This window comes from Flavobacterium niveum (assembly GCF_055231775.1).
Genome location: NZ_JBUYSX010000006.1, coordinates 365459 through 387049 on the forward strand (window position 1 = coordinate 365459; position 21591 = coordinate 387049).

Annotated in this window: 15 protein-coding genes; 10 read left to right on the top strand and 5 right to left on the bottom strand. The window is 45.6% G+C overall.

What is annotated here, in order from left to right:
* Nucleotides 1-11: 11 nt before the first annotated feature.
* Nucleotides 12-2174, bottom strand: coding sequence for a DUF7619 domain-containing protein (locus ACZIX4_RS16365; protein ID WP_463336717.1), 2163 nt, complete (start codon nt 2172-2174; stop codon nt 12-14).
* A 124-nt stretch (nt 2175-2298) separates the two neighbouring features.
* Between ACZIX4_RS16365 and ACZIX4_RS16370 the strand changes: the two genes are divergently transcribed.
* Nucleotides 2299-3027 carry a metallophosphoesterase family protein gene (locus ACZIX4_RS16370; protein ID WP_463336718.1) on the top strand — a complete coding sequence of 243 codons (729 nt, stop codon included), beginning with the start codon at nt 2299-2301 and terminating at the stop codon, nt 3025-3027.
* 164 nt (nt 3028-3191) lie between these two features.
* Complete coding sequence (locus ACZIX4_RS16375; RefSeq protein ID WP_463336719.1) at nt 3192-3407, top strand: hypothetical protein; 216 nt, start codon at nt 3192-3194, stop codon at nt 3405-3407.
* 112 nt (nt 3408-3519) lie between these two features.
* Here the strand turns inward: ACZIX4_RS16375 and metG are convergent, their stop codons facing one another.
* Nucleotides 3520-5580, bottom strand: a complete 2061-nt coding sequence (metG, locus tag ACZIX4_RS16380; RefSeq protein ID WP_463336720.1) for a methionine--tRNA ligase — start codon at nt 5578-5580, stop codon at nt 3520-3522.
* A gap of 217 nt (nt 5581-5797) precedes the next feature.
* Between metG and ACZIX4_RS16385 the strand changes: the two genes are divergently transcribed.
* The 6 genes from ACZIX4_RS16385 to ACZIX4_RS16410 all read left to right on the top strand — a co-directional run bounded on the left by ACZIX4_RS16385 (nt 5798) and on the right by ACZIX4_RS16410 (nt 15318).
* A complete protein-coding gene (locus ACZIX4_RS16385) occupies nt 5798-8416 on the top strand; it encodes an immunoglobulin domain-containing protein (protein ID WP_463336721.1) in 2619 nt (872 codons plus the stop codon).
* 235 nt (nt 8417-8651) lie between these two features.
* Nucleotides 8652-9548, top strand: a complete 897-nt coding sequence (locus tag ACZIX4_RS16390) for a S66 peptidase family protein (protein WP_463336722.1) — start codon at nt 8652-8654, stop codon at nt 9546-9548.
* Nucleotides 9548-9907 (top strand): YraN family protein, encoded by a 360-nt coding sequence (locus ACZIX4_RS16395; RefSeq protein WP_463336723.1) that lies wholly within the window; start codon nt 9548-9550, stop codon nt 9905-9907. Before ACZIX4_RS16390 ends, ACZIX4_RS16395 begins: the two co-directional genes overlap by 1 nt.
* A gap of 79 nt (nt 9908-9986) precedes the next feature.
* Nucleotides 9987-10649, top strand: coding sequence for an ACT domain-containing protein (locus ACZIX4_RS16400; RefSeq protein WP_463336724.1), 663 nt, complete (start codon nt 9987-9989; stop codon nt 10647-10649).
* A 270-nt stretch (nt 10650-10919) separates the two neighbouring features.
* Nucleotides 10920-13073, top strand: coding sequence for a M12 family metallo-peptidase (locus ACZIX4_RS16405; RefSeq protein ID WP_463336725.1), 2154 nt, complete (start codon nt 10920-10922; stop codon nt 13071-13073).
* A gap of 82 nt (nt 13074-13155) precedes the next feature.
* Complete coding sequence (locus ACZIX4_RS16410) at nt 13156-15318, top strand: T9SS type A sorting domain-containing protein (protein WP_463336726.1); 2163 nt, start codon at nt 13156-13158, stop codon at nt 15316-15318.
* Between the two features lie 65 nt (nt 15319-15383).
* On the opposite strand, the gene ACZIX4_RS16415 is transcribed toward ACZIX4_RS16410, so the two are convergent.
* The 3 genes from ACZIX4_RS16415 to ACZIX4_RS16425 form a co-directional block, all read right to left on the bottom strand.
* Nucleotides 15384-16139 (bottom strand): SDR family NAD(P)-dependent oxidoreductase, encoded by a 756-nt coding sequence (locus tag ACZIX4_RS16415; protein WP_463336727.1) that lies wholly within the window; start codon nt 16137-16139, stop codon nt 15384-15386.
* A gap of 198 nt (nt 16140-16337) precedes the next feature.
* Nucleotides 16338-17207 carry an aldo/keto reductase gene (locus ACZIX4_RS16420; protein ID WP_463336728.1) on the bottom strand — a complete coding sequence of 290 codons (870 nt, stop codon included), beginning with the start codon at nt 17205-17207 and terminating at the stop codon, nt 16338-16340.
* A 95-nt stretch (nt 17208-17302) separates the two neighbouring features.
* Nucleotides 17303-19333: a M43 family zinc metalloprotease gene (locus ACZIX4_RS16425; protein ID WP_463336729.1), complete on the bottom strand. Its 2031-nt coding sequence runs from the start codon at nt 19331-19333 to the stop codon at nt 17303-17305.
* A 274-nt stretch (nt 19334-19607) separates the two neighbouring features.
* Between ACZIX4_RS16425 and ACZIX4_RS16430 the strand changes: the two genes are divergently transcribed.
* Together ACZIX4_RS16430 and ACZIX4_RS16435 are read left to right on the top strand one after the other, a co-directional pair.
* A complete protein-coding gene (locus ACZIX4_RS16430) occupies nt 19608-20609 on the top strand; it encodes an AAA family ATPase (RefSeq protein ID WP_463336730.1) in 1002 nt (333 codons plus the stop codon).
* Nucleotides 20610-20722: 113 nt separating this feature from the next.
* A complete protein-coding gene (locus ACZIX4_RS16435) occupies nt 20723-21589 on the top strand; it encodes a DUF58 domain-containing protein (RefSeq protein ID WP_463336731.1) in 867 nt (288 codons plus the stop codon).
* Nucleotides 21590-21591 lie beyond the last annotated feature (2 nt).

A 21591-nucleotide genomic window follows, 5' to 3' on the forward strand; every position in this document is an offset into this window, starting at 1 on the left:
TAATTTATTCCTTATTTCTTTATCAGCTTATAATTTCCGCTGCCCTTATCAGTAACAACCTTTACCATGTAAAGCCCCGGCGTCAGGCCGTCGGTTTTAACCGTTGTGGTGTTTCCTGATTGCAGGCACAGCCTTCCGTTAAGGTCGTACACCGCTACCGATTGTAATGTGCCATCGGTAAGGCTTACATTCAGCACATCTTTTACCGGGTTAGGGTACAGCTTTATGTTGCCCAATGCAAAACCATCGGTACCAGAAGTTGCTTCTACAATCTGCGTGCTGCATGTATTGGTAATTATCGGTTCGTTAAAGTCGAAATAGATACCAGCGGTACCGTACATAAAATCGCCTATGGTTACCGTGCTTTTCGGTTTTATGCGGTAGGTAACATACCCGTGGCTGCCCGGTTCATCTTGGCCTGAAAAAGGCAGGTTGATACCATTAAAGTTATACACCAGTGCATCCTCCACGCGGCTTACCTGGCCCAAATGGCTTGCGGTTACCGGGGTAAAAGTATCCCAGTCCAGGTTGGCATCAAGCTCCTGTTCTATCCTTACATTGGTCGCTGTAAAATCACCCGTATTCTGGAAACGCACGGTATAGGTAAGGTAGCCTTCTGCCTGCGCAGGGGTTATTTCGGCACCTTCGTGCACGGTAATATCATTCGGGTCAAAAGAGTTTACGATTGTCTTATTCAATATAGCCGTATTATCAAGAGCATTGTCATCGGCATAGTCAAGCACTGCGCTAAACGTAGCCAAATCACCGCTTACGTTTACCGGAGGCTCAGCCGCATGGAATTGCAGTACGTGCACTTCATAGCTAAACAAGCCTATATCACCAAAGTTTATATCAACAGTACCCGCTGCCGTTGCAGCTACACCGTCATAAGACAGCAGTGTAAAACGCGAAGCATCATAGGTAAACGAGGCCATAGGAGCAGGAGGTACGGTATTGCCAGTATTTAAGGCCCCTACGCTCACATAAAAGTCAAATCCCGGTACAATGTTAGACGATGCGCTTACCGTTATGCTAAGGTTGTTCACCGTTTCGGCAGTTGTACCCAGGCAAAAATCAGGGCCGGGCTGCGTTTGCGATGATGCAAAAGTGTAGTTACCCGTTACAGGTGCCGGTGTTGTAAAGCCCGGTACCGCCACAGGTGTTAAGGTTACAGTAGAGGTATCTTCAGCAGGCAGGTAAACGTTATAAGAACCATCTGTACTGGTATATACCGAACCGGCATCTACTCCATTTACAGCCACCTGTAGTTCCACATTAGGTATGGCGGCATCAGTATTATCGCAAATACCGTCGCCGTTTATATCAGCACGTGCATAGCCGGTAAGGTGGTTAAAACCAATTACTGAAGGTGTACAAAATGAAACAGGCCCTGACCATGGGCTAAAACTGCTTTCACTGCATACCGCACGGGCATAAAACTCATAGCAGGTATCCGGCGAAAGGCCTACTACCGTATAGGGTGCGTAATTAGCCAAAGTACCTATACCTTGCGGCACAGCACCCTGGGGTACTACTTCCACTTCCCATGCACTTGCAGTACCCTGGTTAGTCCAGGCAAGGTCTGCGCTTGTAAGGGTTACGTTAAAAACCGCAAGGTTATCAGGAGCCACACAGTAATTTTCTATGCCTACATTATCTATTATCCAGCCTTCGCCACTGTCGCCCGTCATTACAAATGCAACATGTACTGCCTGCCCGGCATATACCTGTGGTATGTTTACCACAATAAGGCTGAAATCGCTCTGCACCGGGTTTATTTCTAACTCCGTCCATTGTTGTAGTTGCACAAACGCACCTATATTGGTGGGGTCTGTGCCTATCATTACCTTGTAAGTATTGCCCTGGTCGCCCGTTTGTATGAGGCGTGAAACAAAATTAAGCTGGGTGTCAGGGCCTGCTATAAACTGTGTGCTTATCAGCCAGTCCTCGCTTTGTGTACCGTCAGTTACATCTTCACCGGCTATTGTAGCAGCATACGAACCCTGGGCGGCCATTGCCGGGTTTGTGGTTTGCTGCCACTGCTGGTTAGGGCCTGCAACATTTACAACAGACCAGCCTTCGGGTGGCCAGGTGCCCTCAAAACCCTCTACAAATTCCTGGGCAAAGGCAGATAACGAGATTAAACTTAAAAATGCAAGTAATGTTTTTTTCATGTAAATTGGTTTTTCAGGATAATAAGTGGTTTTTGTAAGTTTTAGGAAAAGCGGTTGGCAATTCTTCCCGCAAAATACTAAATTTACGCTACACTTGTACCTAAGTACTTAAAAACTACATTGAATGGGCAGAACCCTTGTTATTGGCGACATCCACGGAAGCTTACTGGCAGTACAACAAATACTGGAACGCGCTGCCGTAACCCCAAAAGACCACCTTATTTTCCTGGGCGATTTTGTAGACGGCTGGAGCCAAAGCCCTGAGGTTGTAGACTTCCTCATCCGCCTGAAGGCTACGCACAACTGCACCTACATACGCGGTAACCACGACGACCTGCTGATGCAGTGGCTGCATACCGGCCAGTATAGCGAACAGTGGTTTAACCACGGCGGTCGCATTACCATGGAGCGTTACAATGCCCTGCCCGAAGACAAAAAGCAGCTGCATATACTGTTCCTGGAAAGCCTGAAGGACTACCACCTCGATGAAAACAACCGGTTGTTTGTACACGCAGGCTTTACCAACCTGAACGGTATACACCACGAGTATTTTACCCGTTTGTTCTACTGGGACCGCACCCTCTGGGAAACCGCACTGGCGCTGGACACATCGTTAAGTACGGAAGACCCTTTGTACCCTAAGCGTTTTACACACTACAAAGAGGTTTTTATAGGCCATACACCCGTAACCCGTATAGGGCAAACGGTACCGGTACAAAAAGCGAATATTTGGAATGTAGACACCGGTGCTGCCTTTAAAGGTCCACTGACCATTATGGATGCCGATACTAAAGAATACTGGCAAAGCGACCCGGTACACGAACTATACCCTGATGAAGCGGGGAGGAATTAAATACGCATAAAACAGTTACTGCAACATGATAAATATCATATCGTTAAGGGTATGGCAGGCGTAATTTTGACTCATAATAATAAAGGTTTTTAGTTATGAGCACTTATCAATATTATCTACAGAATTACACACGCGGCTATTTAGGATTTTCAACCCTTAGCGTCATGGTACAAAGTTGCCTGGGCGGCCTTGCTGCCATGGCCATACTGATTAACGGTAACTCACCGGTACAAATGGTGCAGCTGTTTGTGGCAGTGGTATTATGTGTAAGTTACAACGGCGCACTGCTATCACAGCAATCTGCAAAGACCACGTTTAACCTGCTTTTGGCGAGCATATTTGTAAACAGCACTTTATTCATTGTAAACTGTTTCTATTAGCATCCTACTAAATAATAAATGACAACAAAAAGGGCTGTCTTTCATGAAAGACAGCCCTTTTAATTTATCTCTGAAGCTAAAGCTTTATGACTTTAGCCGTCTGACTTTAAGACTAAGAAATCACCTCCCCGTTCCCTACACCATCGGTATCAGGGTTAACGAATACCAGCTTGCCTTCGGCGTTTTGGGTCATCAGTATCATGCCCTGGCTTTCTACGCCACGAAGTGCACGCGGGGCAAGGTTTACAAGCACAGTAACGCGTTTGCCTACCACTTCCTCAGGGGTGAAGCTCTCTGCAATACCCGATACTATAGTGCGCACATCAATACCCGTATCTACCTTAAGTACCAGTAGCTTGTTGGCTTTAGGCATTTTTTCGGCTTCAAGGATAGTACCCGTGCGGATGTCCATTTTAGCAAAATCATCGTACTGTATTAAATCCTTTTGCGGCTCCACGGTTTTAGCGGCAGCTTTATTGGCTGTTTTAGTAGCCTCAAGCTTGTCCACCTGTTTCTGTATGGTTTCATCTTCTATTTTACCGAAAAGAAGCTCCGCCTGGCCTATGGTATGGTCCGCCTTAATCAGGTCGGTTTTAGTGCTGATGTCGTTCCAGCCAAAATCACCCTCCAGCTTCAGTATGCCTTTCAGCTTGGCAGCCGTAAACGGCAGGAATGGTTCGCTCAGTACCGCAAGGGCAGTGGCTATTTGCAACGCCACATACATTTGGGTTTTTACACGTTCAGGGTTGTCTTTTATTACCTTCCACGGCTCCTCATCGGCAAGGTACTTGTTACCAAGGCGGGCAAGGTTCATCAGCTCGGTAAGCGCCTCACGGAAACGGTAGCGCTCTATACTGCTGGCTATAACGGCAGGGTAAGCACGCATTTCGGTAAGGGTGGCCTCATCTATATCGCTAAACTCGTTAGGTGCAGGCACCACGCCTTCGTAATACTTATTGGTAAGCACCACGACACGGTTGATAAAGTTACCGAATATGGCTACAAGCTCGTTGTTGTTACGCGCCTGGAAGTCTTTCCATGTAAAGTCGTTGTCCTTGGTTTCAGGGGCAGTGGCGGTAAGCGAATAACGCAGCACATCCTGTTGGCCCGGGAAGTCTTCAAGGTATTCATTAAGCCAAACGGCCCAGTTTTTACTGGTGCTCAGTTTGTTACCTTCAAGGTTTAGGAACTCATTTGCCGGAACGTTATCCGGCAGTATGTAGCTGCCTTCAGCCTTCAGCATGGCAGGGAATATCACACAGTGGAATACGATGTTGTCTTTGCCAATGAAATGTACCAGCTTGGTATCGTCGCTTTTCCAGTACGGCTCCCAGTCTTTGCCTTCGCGCTGCGCCCACTCTTTTGTAGACGAAATATACCCGATAGGAGCATCAAACCATACGTACAGCACCTTACCCTCGGCACCTTCAACAGGCACAGGGATACCCCAGTCCAGGTCGCGGGTTACCGCTCGTGGTTTCAGGCCATCTTCCAGCCATGATTTCACCTGTCCGTATACGTTTGGTTTCCAGTCGTTTTTATGGCCTTCAAGTATCCATTCGCGCAGGAAAGCATCGTACTGGTCCAGTGGCAGGAACCAGTGCTTGGTAGATTTTAGTACCGGTGTAGTACCTGTTATGGTACTCTTAGGGTTTATAAGGTCGGTAGCGTTAAGTGACGAACCGCAGTTTTCGCATTGGTCGCCATACGCGCTTTCGTTGCCACACTTAGGGCAGGTTCCGGTTACAAAACGGTCGGCAAGGAACTGGTCTGCCTGTGCATCATACAGCTGCTCGGTAACTTCTTCTATAAACTTGTTTTCATTGTACAGTTTCTTAAAGAACTCCGATGCCGTTTCGTGGTGTATCTGAGCCGATGTACGCGAATAATTATCAAACGATATCCCGAAATCCTCAAACGAGGTCTTGATGATATGGTGGTATTTATCTATAACCTGCTGTGGTGTAATGCCTTCCTTTTTGGCTTTCATAGATATTGCCACACCGTGCTCATCGCTTCCGCAGATGAAGGCTACATCCCTGCCCTGAAGCCTCAGGTAACGGGCATAAATATCGCTGGGTACATACACACCTGCAAGGTGGCCTATGTGTATAGGGCCGTTAGTGTAAGGCAATGCAGCGGTTATGGTATATCGTTTCGGATCCTGTAACATGGTAGTTTTTTGAATTTAGTGCAAAAGTACAAATTATACATGAGATAGCCTTGCCACGCAAATATGTGCTGATTATCTAAAAAGTATTTAACGTCCTTTAACGAACACATGTTAAATAACTCTTAGTAAATACGGGGCTTAACACTGTTTAACAAAGCGTCAACAAAAATTTGCATTATTAATAATTTCCTTTGAAGTATATAAAATTTAATTTTTTATGAGGCGGAAAATTACTAATGTACAGAGAAAGCTACTTGTTTGGATGATGTCCTTACAGGCAGTTATGGCCTTTGCAGCAGTGGGGAAGACTGTTGTACTGCAGGCCGAGCCGGGTTTTACCCAACAGCCCCAATCGCAATCTGCGTGCCCGGGCGCTGATGTAACATTTACTGTGACTTTTGAAAACAGTACTATATTAACTTACCAGTGGCAAAAAAACGGTAGTAACATAAACGGAGCAAACAGCAGTTCGCTTAGTTTAAACAACATAACACAAAGTGATTATGCAGCCTACCGTTGTGTGGTAACACATTCGGCGGGTATAAGCACTTCAGATACTGCGTATCTTAACGCCAGTATTACCACCACTACAGGCAATACGACCTGCCTGAACACCCCTGCAACCATAGAGGTAAACACTCAAGGTAAAGACGTGCAGTACCAGTGGTACAGCTCTGCAACCAATACCAATGTGGGTGGTACCATTATTAATGGCGCTACAGAAAGCCTGTATACCCCCGCTACCGATGTAGCAGGTACACGTTATTACTATGCCGTAGTTCACCCGCTTAACTATGAGTGTGCTTCGGTAACCTCTAATGCGGTAGCCTTTACCGTCTCGGGCGGTGTAAATGCCGGTAATACATCGGCTAACGTAACCATTTGCCCCGGCGAAAGCACTATCGTGTATGTTACGGGGTACAGCGGTATTGGCTTCCAGTGGCAGCAATCAGAAAACGGCACAAGCGGCTGGACGAACGTTTCCGGCGGCAGCGGTGCTACCACAACCATGTATACAACACCGGCAGTTTACGAAATTACCTATTACAGGGTATTGGTAAACGGCGTATGCGGTTATGATATTTCCGATGTGGTTTCGGTAACCACTGGCCACGTATTTTTATGGACCGGTGCCGAAAGCAGCGACTGGAATACACCGGGCAACTGGTCTTGTAACCTGATTCCTGATAGTGAAATTGACGTAATTGTCCCTGAAAACGGCGATAACCAACCTGTTGTAGCCTCAGGCGATACAGCGTATGCACGCACACTTACCATAGACGACACCGCAGGCCTTACAGTAGCTAACGGAGGTACAATAGAAGTTATAGACGATATAGCCATATTGGGCTCAGGCAGCTTTGTGGTAGAAAACGGCGGCGCATTGGTACAAGTAAACGATGTGGACAATAACGGTATCATTACTGTAAAACAAGACAGCCACGCGCTTTTCAGGCTTGATTATACTCTATGGTCATCACCTGTAGGCGGGCAGCAACTGCTGGCATTTTCACCGGTTACGGTACAACACCGTTTTTACGAATACAAATATGACTACACAGGTACCGAATATGTGGAAGCCTACTGGCCAGTAAACCCTGCATCTACTTACTTCAGTGCGGGTAAAGGTTTCCTTATCAGGATGCCTAACGTAGACAGCACACCGGGCTATAACGGCGGAAGCGTATCTATAATACACCACGGCAGCTTTACCGGTACACCGTACAATGGTAATATTTCTACAAGCCTTTCGGTAAATGCAGGTCGTTTTACCGCTACGGGTAACCCGTATGCATCGCCTATAAACATTGCCGACTTCTTTGAGCAAAATACCGCAGTGCTGGACAGCGTTTCAGGTATTTACCTGTGGAGGAAAAAGAACAACATGGCCACATCATCTTACGCACAGGTAACACTTGCAGGCTTTGTAGCCAATAGAGGTGTTGCCGATGCTACCGGTGTGCCAATCCCCGGCTACAACTACGGTGGCCAGGACCAGGCCGACTACTTTCTTGGTGACAGCAGCCAATGGACACTATCACAGGGGCAGGGTTTCTTTGTAAAAACAAAAGAAGGCCTTACCTCAGCTACGCTTACTTATAACAACGGCATGCGCAGGGGCGCATCTTTAAACGGGCAGGCATTTTTTAAGTCGGCACCACAAACGGCATCAAGGCTATGGCTTAACATAAGCAACACGGCCGATGCATTTAGCCAGGCAGCAGTAGCTTATATAGACGGCGCTACTACAGGCATTGACTATGGCTACGACGGAGTAGGCTTTAATGATGAAGACAGTGTAAACCTATACACACTGGCAGCAGGTAAAAACCTTGCCATACAGGCACGCCCGGCCTTTGAAAGTACCGATATGGTAAACCTTGGCTACAACGCTGCCACAGCAGGCACCTACACTATAAACCTTGACAGGAGCGAAGGTGTATTTGCCCAAGGCCAAAAAATATACCTTACCGATGCCGTTACCGGAATCGTTACTAACCTGAGTACTAACGTATACAGCTTTACAACCGAAGCCGGTACGTTTAACGACAGGTTCCAGGTTACCTATGCTACATCTGCACTTTCTGTAGATAATAATACCCTTACATCAAATAATATTATTGCCTATAAAAACGGCAATGCTATAGATATTAATTCAGAAATGGCACAAATACAATCTGTAAAAGTGTTCGACATCAGGGGCCAGCAACTGTATGCCGCCGATAAAATCAGTGCCAACTCAGCTTCGGTAACCGGGCTGCAAATAGCACAGCAGGTGGTAGTCCTGGAGATTAATACCGAACGCGGTATGGTAACCAAGAAAATAGTATTCTAACCGAATCTGTATTACCATAGATAACTCCACTCATTTTTCTGGTAAGCACGTGCACTATGCACGTGCTTATTTTTTTAACTTTGCTTATATGTAAAACACGGGCTTTTACGTTTAAACATTACGGTGCTTAAAGATTGTGCCGGTAAATCAAATACAGCAAATGCTTACAAAACGAATATTTTTATTTCTTTTGTTACTGATAAACACCTTTACTGCTTACCCACAGAAACAGCTTATGAAACTACCGCCGTACCTTACCAAAGGAGATACTGTAGCCATACTGGCCACCGCCCGTAAAATAGACCACGAACCGCTGGAACCTGCCATAAAACTGCTGAAAAGCTGGGGGCTGAACGTGGTAGTGGGTAAAACGGTGGGGCTGGACAACAACCAGCTGGCCGGTGCCGACTGGCAGCGTGCTAAAGATTTCCAGGAAATGATAGACGATCCTACCATAAAGGCGGTATGGTGCGCCAAAGGCGGTTACGGCACTGTACGTATGGTAGACCGTATAGATTTTACACAGTTTAAGAAAAAACCCAAGTGGTTCATAGGCTTTAGCGATGCCACCGTGCTGCACAGCCACATAAACAACATGGACATAGCCACCATACACGGCATTATGTGCGTTAGCGTGGCGCATGCCACCCCCGAAGCCATAGAATCGTTCCGTAAGGCGCTGTTTGGCGAAAAGATAAACTACAGCATACCTGCACATAAGTTCAATAAAACAGGCAAAGCCACAGGCGAACTCGTGGGTGGTAACCTTTCGGTGTTGTACAGTATTTTAGGGTCGCGCTCTGAGGTGGATTATAAGGGCAAGATATTGTTTATAGAAGACCTGGACGAGTACCTGTACCACATAGACCGTATGATGATGAACCTGGAACGCAACGGGTACTTTAAAAATGTAAAGGGCATTATTATAGGCGGCTTTACCAAAATGCGCGACAATGACATACCGTGGGGACACGATGCACTGGAAATAATACAGGACATCACCAAAGAGTACAACATACCGATATGCTTTAACTTCCCGGCGGGGCACATAACCGATAACCGCGCACTGGTATTCGGCAAAGAGGTAATGCTGGATGTAACGGCCACCGGTACAAAACTCACTTTCGAGTAATGGCCGAACACAATGAGCTGGGCAAAGAGGGCGAAAAAGCCGCAGCTGATTTCCTGAGGAAGGAAGGCTACACCATTTTACAGACCAACTATATCTGGCAAAAAGCCGAAATAGATATCATTGCCCAGAAGGGTAACATCCTGGCATCGGTAGAAGTAAAAACCCGTACGACGTTAGAATTTGGCCTGCCGCAGGATTTTGTAAAACCGAAAAAAATACAACTCCTTGTAAAGGCTATGAACCAATATGTAGAAGACAACGACATTGATGCCGAAGTACGTTTTGACATCATTGGCGTACATAAAAACGGCAGTTCATTTGAAATTGAGCACCTTACAGATGCTTTTTTTCATTTTTGATGTGTTAAATTTTTAACAATTTGTTTAATTTCGTATATTTGTTCCCCAGAACTAAAACACACACAACTATTTATCTGTTATGAAAACCATTTCTTCTGTAGTAGAACACTACATTAAAACAAAACCGTTTTTGTTGAGTGCCCTCTCCCAGGGTATTATCAACCTTACATCCCTTGCCCGTACCATGATGCCTGAACTGGAGCAGGAACTGGGCAAAGACATAAAGCAGGGCGCTGTGGTTATGTCGCTGAAAAGACTGAGTGAAGACCTTGACTTCCGTGTAAACCACAAAATTGTTAAGGTACTTAAAGGAATAGGCGAAATCACCGTACGCTCATCGCTGACTGATTTTACATTTGCCGTAAGCGACACCATACTGAGCAAACAGGCTGAGCTGATAAACAGCATTAACCAGAACCCGGATGTATTTTATACCTCATCACGCGGGGTTAACGAGACTAACATTGTGGTAAGCAGCAGCATGAACCACATTGTAGACCGCCTTTTTGCCGAAGAAAAAAAGATAGAGCGTAATGATAACCTTGCCTCTATAACTGTAAAACTGCCTAAGGACAACATTAATACCCCGGGTATCTACTACTACATTTTCCAGAGGCTGGCATGGGAAGGCATTACCATAATAGAGGTAATATCTACGTCTTACGAATTTACCATACTGGTAAATGAAGACGAGGTAGACCTTGCCTTTAAGGTGATAAAAGACCTAAAGACAACGCATTAGTATATAGAATTTTCTACAATAGTATAAAAAACAGGCCCCGCTTAGCGGGGCCTGTTTTTGTTTTTTAACTCTCTGTACAGCAACAATAATCCGGAAAAACAAAATAATGGTCATAAAGACCATATCATATCGAATACTAAACCATAACTGCCAAATACTAACCGAAACCACATCTTCTCTTGTTTTTAAATAAATTAAGAGGAATTTGCTTTTTCTTGCAGCGATTTTATTCTCCCATTTATAATTTTTATTCAAAATTCCTAAATTGCTATGAAAAAGTTTACCTTTTTATTGTTGCTGCTCGGATCCTTCTCTTATGGGCAGCACAAAGTATCTGAAAAGATAGCGCAGATGAATGACCGGCACATAACGTTTACCCACTTTACGCCACTACAAGCGAGTAAAACCCCTGCCAATACCGCCATTAATGCAGCAGTTAAAAATGCCACACTGGCAAAACTGGACAAAAACCTTTTAAAACAAATTAACGTTTCAGCACCTGATGCTATAGAGCTTACACTGCCCTATAACGGCACCAATGTTGTCCTGCAACTGTACAAAGCCGAAATCATGGCGCAGGGCTTCCATGCCGATACCGATAAGCGTAAAAATTTTAATTACCACCCCGGCGTTTATTACAGGGGAATTATAAAAGGCGACGAAAACTCGCTGGCATCCTTCAGTTTTTTTAATAACGAAATGAACGGCATGGCATCTTCGGCCAGCCTGAAAAATCTTGTTGTAGGCCATTTGCCACAGGAAAGGGACGCATCACAATATATTATCTATTCGGATGCCAACCTTAACCTTACCAACAATTTTGCATGTACAACAGCAGATGTTTTACTCCCAAATGATAAAAAAGGGATAAACGCTGTTACTGATACAGAAACAAATAACTGCGCCACAGTATATTTTGAACTGGACCACGATATTTACCTGCAAAACGGTTCGAACGAACAGGCGGCGGGCGACTGGCTTACGGCACTATTTAACAACACCCAGACACTGTATGAAAATGACGGCATTACGGTATCGTTAAAGTCGTTTATGGTATGGACTTCACCGGATCAGTATGTTGGCCCCGGGGCAGAAGATTACCTGAACGAGTTTGCCATTAACCATTTTGAACAGGATTTCGACGGCGATATCGGCCAGCTGCTGGCTATGGACCCCGGTGGGCTTGGTGGGCTGGCGGTACTGGGTGGCCTTTGCGAAAACAGTTCGGGTATTAATGTAAGCTACGTAGATATAGATGACCTTAATTTTTCGCCCATACCTTTGTATAGCTGGACGGTACAGGCCGTTACGCATGAGTTGGGTCACTTATTCGGGTCACAGCATACCCACGCCTGCGCCTGGAATGGAAACAACACCCCTATAGACGGCTGTGCCCCCATTGAAGATGGTGTGTGTACACCTGGCCCCATCCCGCAGGAGGGCGGCACCATAATGAGCTATTGCCACCTGCAGCCCGTGGGCGTTAACCTGGCAAACGGGTTTGGTTTGCAGGTAGCACAGAGGATACAGGATTTTATTAATAATGCTACCTGCCTCGGCTCACTTTGTGCAGCAACGGCGTGCCACAGCTACGTAAGTGCTGTAAATACAACATCAATAACTAACAATACGGCAGGTTTTTCATGGACAGACGAAACTACAGGCCCATGGCAGGTTGCAATATATGCCCAAAATGAGGAGCCAACATGGCAGGATGCTACAGCACCATCTGTAACTTTTGAGGGTTTACAGCCGAATACGTATTACACATTTGGCATAAGGACGGTGTGCGACAGCGGGACATCTGCTGCCGAAGAGGTTCTTTTTGCTACCGGTGCCGAATGGTGCGGCGGGCAGGTGTTTACCGGACCTAATGGCATCAGCGGGTTTTATGACTCTAACCAGCACGTAATCCGTACGCTTACCCCTTCAGCGCCAAACAGCAGGGTTAAAGTTGCCTTTTCCTCTTTCCATCTTGAAGATGGTTTTGATTTCCTAAAGGTATATGACGGTGCCGATACTAATGCGCCATTAATAGGTGAATTTACAGGTAACGACAACCCCGGACCGTTTGTGTCTTCGGCAGAGGATGGTGCCCTAACTTTTGAGTTTACCTCTGATGTACAAGTGAATTCACTTGGCTGGCTGGCAAACGTAACCTGTGAGTCTATCCTTGGCACAGATGCGGGAAGCTTTATTAATCTTCGATACTTCCCTAACCCGGCTTCAACCGAGGTAACCCTGGTTTCTGAAGAACCCGTGGAAGAAATAACGGTGTATAACGCAACAGGGCAAATATTGCTACAGCAAAAGGTAAATGCAACACATTTTGTAGCGGATATTTCTTCGTTTGCTACGGGTGTATACTTCTTTAAGGTAACCGGTAACAACAAATTGGCTAACTTTAATATCATTAAGCAATAACTGTTAAAGATTTCTTAATCTATCATGTTTTATCATACATTTGCCCCTGACTGATATTTTACGCCAAAACATTTTAACGATAATGAAAAGAATTACCCTTGTTATGGCACTTTTATGTGCCGTAACACTTTTTGGGCAGCAGCGCATACCGGCACACGTGCAGCAGCTCATAAACAATAAAACCACATTCAGGCCGGTAAGCCCGCTAAATGTTACTACTACCCGCAATACCAAAGCCGATGCCGTAGTAAACAATGCTACGTATGCAGGCTTAAACCCTGCGGTGGTAAAGGACATTGCCAAAAACAAATACGCCGCCATAGAGCTGAGCATACCGTACAACAACAGTACGGTAACCATGCAGCTGTACCGCGTAGAGGTTACTGCAAACGGTTTCCACATTGATACCGATAAAAAGCAGAACATAGCCTATGCAGGTGGTGCATACTACAGGGGTATTGTAAAAGGCAACCCAAAGTCGGTAGCGGCATTCAGTTTCTTCGATAAGGAAATGGCCGGTGTGGTATCGTCACCGCAGCTACATAACCTTGTGGTAGGCAGGCTTAATACGCCAAATAATTTCAGCGATTACATAGTGTATTCCGATAAAAACATGAACGTGGCCAATACTTTTGTGTGTAATACAGAGGATAATAATATCGTTCCGGGCTTTATGCCACACGGCAAAATGGCGCAGGATGTACAGAGCACCCGTTGCGTTACGGTGTATTTTGAAATCCGTTACAAGCTGTTTGAACAAAACAACTACGATACCACACTTACCAGCAACTGGCTTACTGCCATGTTTAACAACGTGCAGACCCTGTACGACAACGACGGTATTACCACAGCTATCAAGTCGGTTTATATATGGACGGAGCCCGATGTATACGATGCCACCGCATCGGGAGACTACCTGTTGCAGTTTTACTACAACAGGCCGGTTTTTGACGGTGACGTGGGGCAGCTACTGGGCGTAGACGATGGTGGCCTGGGCGGCGTGGCTATTTCTATAGACGGGCTGTGCAGCGATGCCAACGTTAGCTACAGCGATACTTACCTGTTTTATGAAACCGTACCTGTTTTTTCATGGACTATAGAGGTGGTAACGCATGAACTGGGCCACCTGTACGGCTCGCCACATACGCACGGCTGCTACTGGAATGGTAACGATACGGCTATAGACGGCTGCGGCACATCGGTAGGGTATATAGAAGGCCTGTGTGAAGAAGGTTATATACCATCTGAAGAAGAAGGTGGTACCATAATGAGTTACTGCCACCTTGTAGGCGGTGTGGGTATTAATTTTGCCAATGGTTTTGGCCCACAGCCTGCACAGCGTATAATTGATAATATAGAAAGCTCACAATGTTTAAGCACCGATTGTATTAATACCTGCATAAATACCGTAACGGCATTATACGTTATGGACAGTTCCATGACTACTGCTACACTGCAATGGGAAGACGGTAACAGCGGCCCATGGCAGGTGGGGTATGCCTTTTTTGGTGACGAAATAACCAACTGGACAGAAGTTGCCGAAAACCCATATACCATAAGCGGACTGGATGCCGACAGCTACTACACTTTTGCCGTAAGGCCGGTGTGTAATGAAAACCAGGTACCGGGAAACAGCAGTATTACATTTGGCACAGAATCAGATGACTGGTGTAACGGCGTATCATGGACCGATACCGGGGGCGCTTTTGACGATTACCCGAACGGCCAGCACCTGGTACGTATTATAAAACCCGGCGTGGCAGGCAGTATGGCCTTCGTTTCGTTTGACAGCTTCGAACTGGAGTATGATTACGATTTTATGTATGTGTACGATGGCATAGGCACCACTGCCCCACTACTGGGCACATTTACCGGTGAAGACATACCCGGTCCGTTTGAAGCCACTAATGCAGAGGGTGCCCTTACCTTTGAGTTTACGTCAGATGCCTACCTTACCCGTTCGGGCTGGGAAGCTACCGTGAGTTGTACCACACTTGGCACTAAAGACAATACCTTTAGCAGCCTGAGCTACTACCCTAACCCGGTAAACGGTAACCTTACCATAACAGCAAGTGAAGGCATTACGCACATAGCCATTTACAACATAGCCGGCCAGCTGTTAGCAGAAAAGCAGGTAAATGCCACTACCAATGTTACCGATATGTCGGGATACGCTACGGGGGTTTACTTTATAAAAGTAGATAACGGCCGCAACAGCGCCAACCTGAAGATTGTAAAAGAATAACCATATAAAGATTATACAAAAAATGCCGCATAATATGCGGCATTTTTTATTGCTTTTTATAGTAACTATAAAGCCTTATTTACAATAGTAGCGCTGGCCTGTGCGGTAGGCAGCACAGTAAGGTCAGCTATGTTTACATGGTACGGGCGCGATATTACAAAGTGGATAATATCGGCTATATCTTCTGCATGTAGTGGCTCCAGCCCTTTGTACACGTTTTCGGCACGCTCCTGGTCTCCCTTAAAGCGCACTTCGCTAAATTCGGTATCTACCATACCCGGGTTAATGGCGCCTACGCGTATACCGTATTGGTTAAGGTCCATACGCATACCCTGGTTTATGGCATCTACAGCATGCTTGGTGGCGCAGTATACGTTACCATTAGCATACACCTCTTTCCCGGCTATAGAGCCTATGTTAATGATGTGGCCGCCACGGCGCTCTACCATACCCGGTATAACCTCCTTGCTTACGTACAGCAGCCCTTTAATGTTGATGTCTATCATGCTGTCCCAGTCATCCACATCGCCATTTTCTATCGGGTCAAGGCCGTGTGCATTACCGGCATTGTTTATCAGCACATCTATGTTGATAAAATCAGCAGGCAGCGATGCTATGGCCTTGGTAACAGCCTTTTTGTTCCTTACGTCAAAGTTCAGGGTTTGCACATCGGTAAGGTCGGCAAATTCATCCTGTAGTTCAGTCAGGCGGTCTTCGCGGCGCCCGCATATAATAAGGCGGTAACCGTTTTGTGCCAGCAGGCGTGCCGTAGCCCTGCCTATACCACTTGTAGCGCCTGTTATCAGTACTGTTTTCTTCATCTTTTATTATTTAAAAATTGAAAGATTTAAAATTTAAAAATTCTGGATGCCACCGTTGTGTTTACATTTCCCCCCGGACGTTGCCCGGGGCTATTGCGCGCGACTCTTATATTCCCACGGGCGTTGCCCATGGCTACTATACGTGACCCCTTCAGGGTCATGGGACACTGTAAACTGAATACTGCGACTGTAAACTTCTTATGGCACCTTATTCCCCATACTCTCCGTCCAGATGGCAAACCAGTCGGTAAGCTCCAGCTTAATGTCTTTGGCCTTCATCTGGCTTTTCAGCCTGTCGCTGCTCGTAGAACCCGATACCGGCACAATACCCGACGGGTGCTGCATAATCCAGGCCAGCAGTATTACATCTACCGGGGCGCTGTATTTTACCACCATATCCATAAGCAGCAGTTTCAGCCTGCGGCTTTGTTCGTTACCCTGCTTAAACACGCTGCCTATAGGGCTCCAGGCCAATGGCTTTATGTTGTGTACCATCATATAATCCAGCGTACCGTCCAGCATAGGCTGGAAGGCCGTAGCCGAAAATTCTATCTGGTTGCAAAACACTTCGGTGCGGCTGCGTATAAGGTCGGTCTGGCTGTTGGTAAAGTTACTTACACCAAAGGCACGTATCTTACCCTCACTTTTCAGTTTGGTTACTGCTTCGGCTATCTCATCCGGATGCATTAACGGGCTTGGCCTGTGCAGCAGCAGCACATCAAGGTAGTCGGTTTGCAGGAACTTCAGTGAGTTTTCTGCACTCCAAATGATGTATTCCTTACTGTAATCGTAGTGCTTTACTTTGTTTTCGCGGTTGCCCACGGTATGTTGTATACCACATTTGCTTATCAGCTGAATGTCTTCACGCTTAACGCCGCTTTCGGCAAAGCCACGGCCAAAATCAGCCTCGGTGGTATAGCCCCCGTAAATATCGGCGTGGTCAAAGGTGGTTATGCCATAGCTTACGCAGTCGTTTATCAGCGCGGCCATTTGTGCAGGGGAGAATTTCGCATGCCAGTCGCCCCAGTTCATGGCTCCAGCTATTACAGGCGAAAGATGTACGTCCATTTTATTTTCTGTAGGGTTACAAACGTTGTAAAATTACACATAAATCCGTTGCATAATTTGTAAAAAAAGCCTCGCATTCGCGAGGCTTGAAAGTTTTATTTCTTTATAACTTTTTGCTTGTAAACTTCCGTCCCGGATGTAGCAGATACCAAATAAGTACCGCTGCTCAGCTTTGAAATATTTACAGTGCCAGAGGCGGCGTTGATGTTTTGCTGCACAACAACCTGCCCCAGCATGTTATAAACAATGATATTGTCTACAGGTTTACCGGCGCTGATGTTTATGATATCAGCTGCAGGGTTAGGCGAAATAATAACTTTATTTTGTTCAAAGTCCTCATTACCTAACGTAGGAGTGATGTACACACCGTAGTCTTCAATGTCGCCCACAAAAAATATTTGCTGGCACATCATATTTTCAAATGTAATAGGCGTAAAGCTGCCTATTACCCTCATGTTAACCAATTGGTTTTGTACCGCAGTTTCAGGTATTGTTACCGTAGTTTCATAATCATCAGTACTATCTCCTACGTGCTGCCCGTTAAATACAATTTCATCTACCTCAACCTCGCCGTTATTGTTGTAATCTATAAGTACCATAAAATATTCGGTATCGCCATTTGCAGTAACCGATAATTTTAAATCATAGGTATTTCCCGACACTACAGATGTGGCCTTGCTGCATTTCAGGTCAAGATAGCCTTCGTTGTTACTGTACGAAGTGGTGCTGGATAGTGTATTAAAATCAACTTTACTTATACAATAGTAGCCGTTTCCGCCAACGCTAATAACATTTGGAATACATAAGTCCGGCGCAGGATCAGATATTGTCACCACATTTTGCTGCGTTACAGTACTGCTTCCCGCCGATGTGGTAACAGTAAGCGACGTACTATAGGTACCTGCCTGTGGAATATTTATTACCGGGTTTTGCCCTGTAATTGTATAGCTGTTGGTGCCGTTATAAAAGGTCCAGGAATATGTAATGGTATCCCATGGCGACTGCTCAAGATACGTATCCGGCACACAGGTAGATGTGTTTCTAACCATGTTTGCCAGTGCTTCACCGGCACAAACTACGCCACCTCCGGTAAAAGAGAAAGATGCCTCAGGAGCCGCCGGCGGCACCAGGCTCATATTGCCGTTTTCTGCCAATAAAGACTGACGTATTATTAAAGCATCCATTATACGCTCTTTCTGGTTTTGTGTGAATGAATTTAGGCAACTCTGGTCTCCATAAGTCATGTAATTTTTAGCAAAACTAAAGTTATTGTTATCAGGGGCACAAGCGTTAGACGAAGCATCGCACAGACTAAATCGTTTGTGCGGTGCAGTATCGTCACAGCAATCACCGCTTCCTGTTCCGCAACCATTTTCTACAGTAGGGCAAGATGCACCGTCATTATCGCCTTCAAATGTATGATAGAGGTTAAGCCCATGCCCCAATTCATGCTGAAGGGTTATACCGGTAGGTGATAATACTTGTGAATATAGCATTACAGTACCGTCGATGGCCATGCCGTGTGCAGAAGCGTAGGGGGCATATCCTGCCCAGGGCGAGGTACCATTGTCAATTTCTGAAATTATCCAAATGTTATAATACTGGTTAGAATCCCAAAAACTTGTGGCTTTAAGGCTGGCATCGGTTATACCTATAACTGAATTACCGTAAGCCACACCATTATTCATGTACTCAGTATTCTGGGTCATGTCTACCCTTACAATACCGTTAGTACAGTTTCCCTGCGGGTCACGCACCGCCAAAGCAAATTCCAGGCCTACATCCACACCGTTTCCGTCGCCTAAAGACCCGGCGACTTTCCTGTACGACTCGTTTAACTGCTTTATTTTTAGCTTTATTTCTTCATCTGTTACATTTACACCCTCACCCACAGGTTCTCCCTTATGCATAATATGGAAAACTACCGGAATGACATAAATTGGATTTTCAGACTCATTTTTAGAGGCTACACGGCTATGGGGTTTTGCATCAAATTCCTGCATTCTTCTTGCATATTCAGGATTAGTAGCCACTAAATTTTGATGATAGGTATCAGTACCGCAATGCTCTTGCGCCTGCGCTGTAGTTATAAACAGGCAGGTAATAATAAATAATAATTGCTTCATTGGTTTGTGCATTAAATTTGCGGGCAAAATTAACAAAAATATACTTTAAACAGGATAATTCCGTTTTAACACTGCCTGCGACAAAGCGAAAACAATGTAGTTAACAATAGTTTGTTTTTTATATTTTTGAAATTCAGTAAATTGCATCAACTATAAAACCCGTTAACAACACATTAACAAGCTATGCGCGGTAAACTGTATAAATTCGGCAATGAATTTGTAGTGTTATAAAAGCATTTGTTAAATTACACTCCTAAAACAAACGACATAAATTATGGAAGGAAATACTGCCTTAGACATAAGGGCGATTAATGAAAAGATAGAAAGGGAAAGCGCCTTTGTAGACCTGCTGGTAATGGAAATGAACAAGGTTATCGTAGGCCAGAAGTATATGATAGAGCGCCTGCTTATCGGTTTATTAGGCCAGGGCCATATATTGCTGGAAGGTGTTCCTGGGCTTGCAAAAACACTGGCCATTAATACACTGAGCCAGGCAGTACACGGTAGTTTCAGCCGTATACAGTTTACACCAGACCTGCTTCCTGCCGACGTGGTGGGTACCCTTATCTACAACATTAAGCAAAATGACTTCACCATAAAAAAAGGGCCTATTTTTGCCAACTTCGTGCTGGCAGATGAGATTAACCGTGCCCCTGCAAAAGTGCAGTCGGCACTGCTTGAAGCCATGCAGGAAAAGCAGGTAACCATAGGCGACGAAACCTTTAAGCTGGAAAAACCGTTCCTGGTAATGGCTACCATGAACCCGGTAGAACAGGAAGGTACCTATCCGCTGCCGGAAGCGCAGGTAGACCGTTTTATGCTGAAAGCGGTTATCGACTATCCTAAAATGGAAGACGAACGCCTGGTTATCCGTGCCAACCTGAAAGGTTCGTTTGAAAAAGTAAACCCAGTGGTTACTACCGACCAGATACTGCGTGCCCAGGCAGCAGTACGTGAGGTATACATGGACGAAAAAATAGAAAAATACATCCTCGATATCATTTTTGCTACCCGCTATCCTGAAAAGTATAAGCTGGCCAACCTTAAGCCGCTTATCAGCTTCGGTTCTTCGCCAAGGGGTAGTATTAACCTGGCTACTGCTGCCAAGTGTTATGCCTTCATCAAGCGCCGTGGCTATGTAATTCCGGAAGACGTACGCGCCGTAGTGCATGATGTGCTGCGCCACCGTATAGGTATTACCTACGAAGCCGAAGCCGAAAACATCACTTCGATTGATATCATCAACAAGATTGTAAACGAGGTAGAGGTTCCTTAATATTCGTTTCAAGTTTAAAGTTTCAGGTTTCAAGTTGTGGAACCTGAAAAACGTTACGGTAACGAACGAACAGGCAAAAAAACTTTAAACCTGAAACGTGAAACAAAAAGATTTTGGATACAAAAGATATATTAAAAAAGGTCCGCAAGATTGAGATAAAGACCCGGCGGCTCAGCAACCACATATTTTCCGGTGAGTACCACTCGTCATTCAAGGGTAAGGGTATGACCTTTAGCGAGGTGCGCCAATACCAATTTGGCGACGACGTGCGTAACATCGACTGGAACGTTACGGCGCGCTATAACGAGCCGTACATTAAGGTTTTTGAGGAAGAGCGAGAACTTACCATGATGCTTATGGCCGATGTGAGCGGGAGCGAAAGCTTCGGTACGCAAAACGCCTTTAAGCGCGATATTGTTACCGAAATTGCGGCAACCATGGCCTTTTCGGCTACGCAGAATAACGATAAGATAGGCCTTATCCTGTTTTCAGACCAGATAGAGCTGTTTATCCCGCCCAAAAAAGGGAAGAGCCACGTACTGCGCATCATCCGCGAACTGATAGAGTTCCAGCCGAAGAGTAAAAAAACCGATGTGGGCCAGGCGCTTAAATTCCTGTCGGGCGTGCTGAAAAAGAGGGCCATTGTGTTCCTTATTTCTGATTTTATGGCGGATGGTTATGACCATACCCTGAAAATAGCAGCCAAAAAGCACGATATTACCGGGGTGCGCGTGTATGATACCCGCGAGGAACAGCTACCCAATATAGGCATGGTACAAATGGCCGATGCCGAAAGCGGCGAAACCCTGCTGGTAAATACCGGCAGTAAAAAGGTGCGCCTGCAATATGAAAAGTATTATCAGGAAAAGGTAAAATATTTCCAGGAAACCTTTAGCCGATGCGGTGCCGGTACGGTAAGCACCCGCACAGACGAATCGTATGTAACCAAACTGCTGGGCTATTTTAAGGCCCGGGCATAAGC

Excerpts from the sequence above, each read along its gene's own strand:
- ACZIX4_RS16405 (WP_463336725.1), top strand. The coding sequence starts at position 10,920 with ATGAAAAAGTTTACCTTTTTATTGTTGCTGCTCGGATCCTTCTCTTAT.
- metG (WP_463336720.1), bottom strand. The coding sequence starts at position 5,580 with ATGTTACAGGATCCGAAACGATATACCATAACCGCTGCATTGCCTTAC.
- ACZIX4_RS16395 (WP_463336723.1), top strand. The coding sequence starts at position 9,548 with ATGGCCGAACACAATGAGCTGGGCAAAGAGGGCGAAAAAGCCGCAGCT.
- ACZIX4_RS16415 (WP_463336727.1), bottom strand. The coding sequence starts at position 16,139 with ATGAAGAAAACAGTACTGATAACAGGCGCTACAAGTGGTATAGGCAGG.
- ACZIX4_RS16425 (WP_463336729.1), bottom strand. The coding sequence starts at position 19,333 with ATGAAGCAATTATTATTTATTATTACCTGCCTGTTTATAACTACAGCG.
- ACZIX4_RS16400 (WP_463336724.1), top strand. The coding sequence starts at position 9,987 with ATGAAAACCATTTCTTCTGTAGTAGAACACTACATTAAAACAAAACCG.
- ACZIX4_RS16390 (WP_463336722.1), top strand. The coding sequence starts at position 8,652 with ATGAAACTACCGCCGTACCTTACCAAAGGAGATACTGTAGCCATACTG.
- ACZIX4_RS16370 (WP_463336718.1), top strand. The coding sequence starts at position 2,299 with ATGGGCAGAACCCTTGTTATTGGCGACATCCACGGAAGCTTACTGGCA.
- ACZIX4_RS16410 (WP_463336726.1), top strand. The coding sequence starts at position 13,156 with ATGAAAAGAATTACCCTTGTTATGGCACTTTTATGTGCCGTAACACTT.
- ACZIX4_RS16365 (WP_463336717.1), bottom strand. The coding sequence starts at position 2,174 with ATGAAAAAAACATTACTTGCATTTTTAAGTTTAATCTCGTTATCTGCC.
- ACZIX4_RS16420 (WP_463336728.1), bottom strand. The coding sequence starts at position 17,207 with ATGGACGTACATCTTTCGCCTGTAATAGCTGGAGCCATGAACTGGGGC.
- ACZIX4_RS16375 (WP_463336719.1), top strand. The coding sequence starts at position 3,192 with ATGGTACAAAGTTGCCTGGGCGGCCTTGCTGCCATGGCCATACTGATT.
- ACZIX4_RS16385 (WP_463336721.1), top strand. The coding sequence starts at position 5,798 with ATGAGGCGGAAAATTACTAATGTACAGAGAAAGCTACTTGTTTGGATG.
- ACZIX4_RS16430 (WP_463336730.1), top strand. The coding sequence starts at position 19,608 with ATGGAAGGAAATACTGCCTTAGACATAAGGGCGATTAATGAAAAGATA.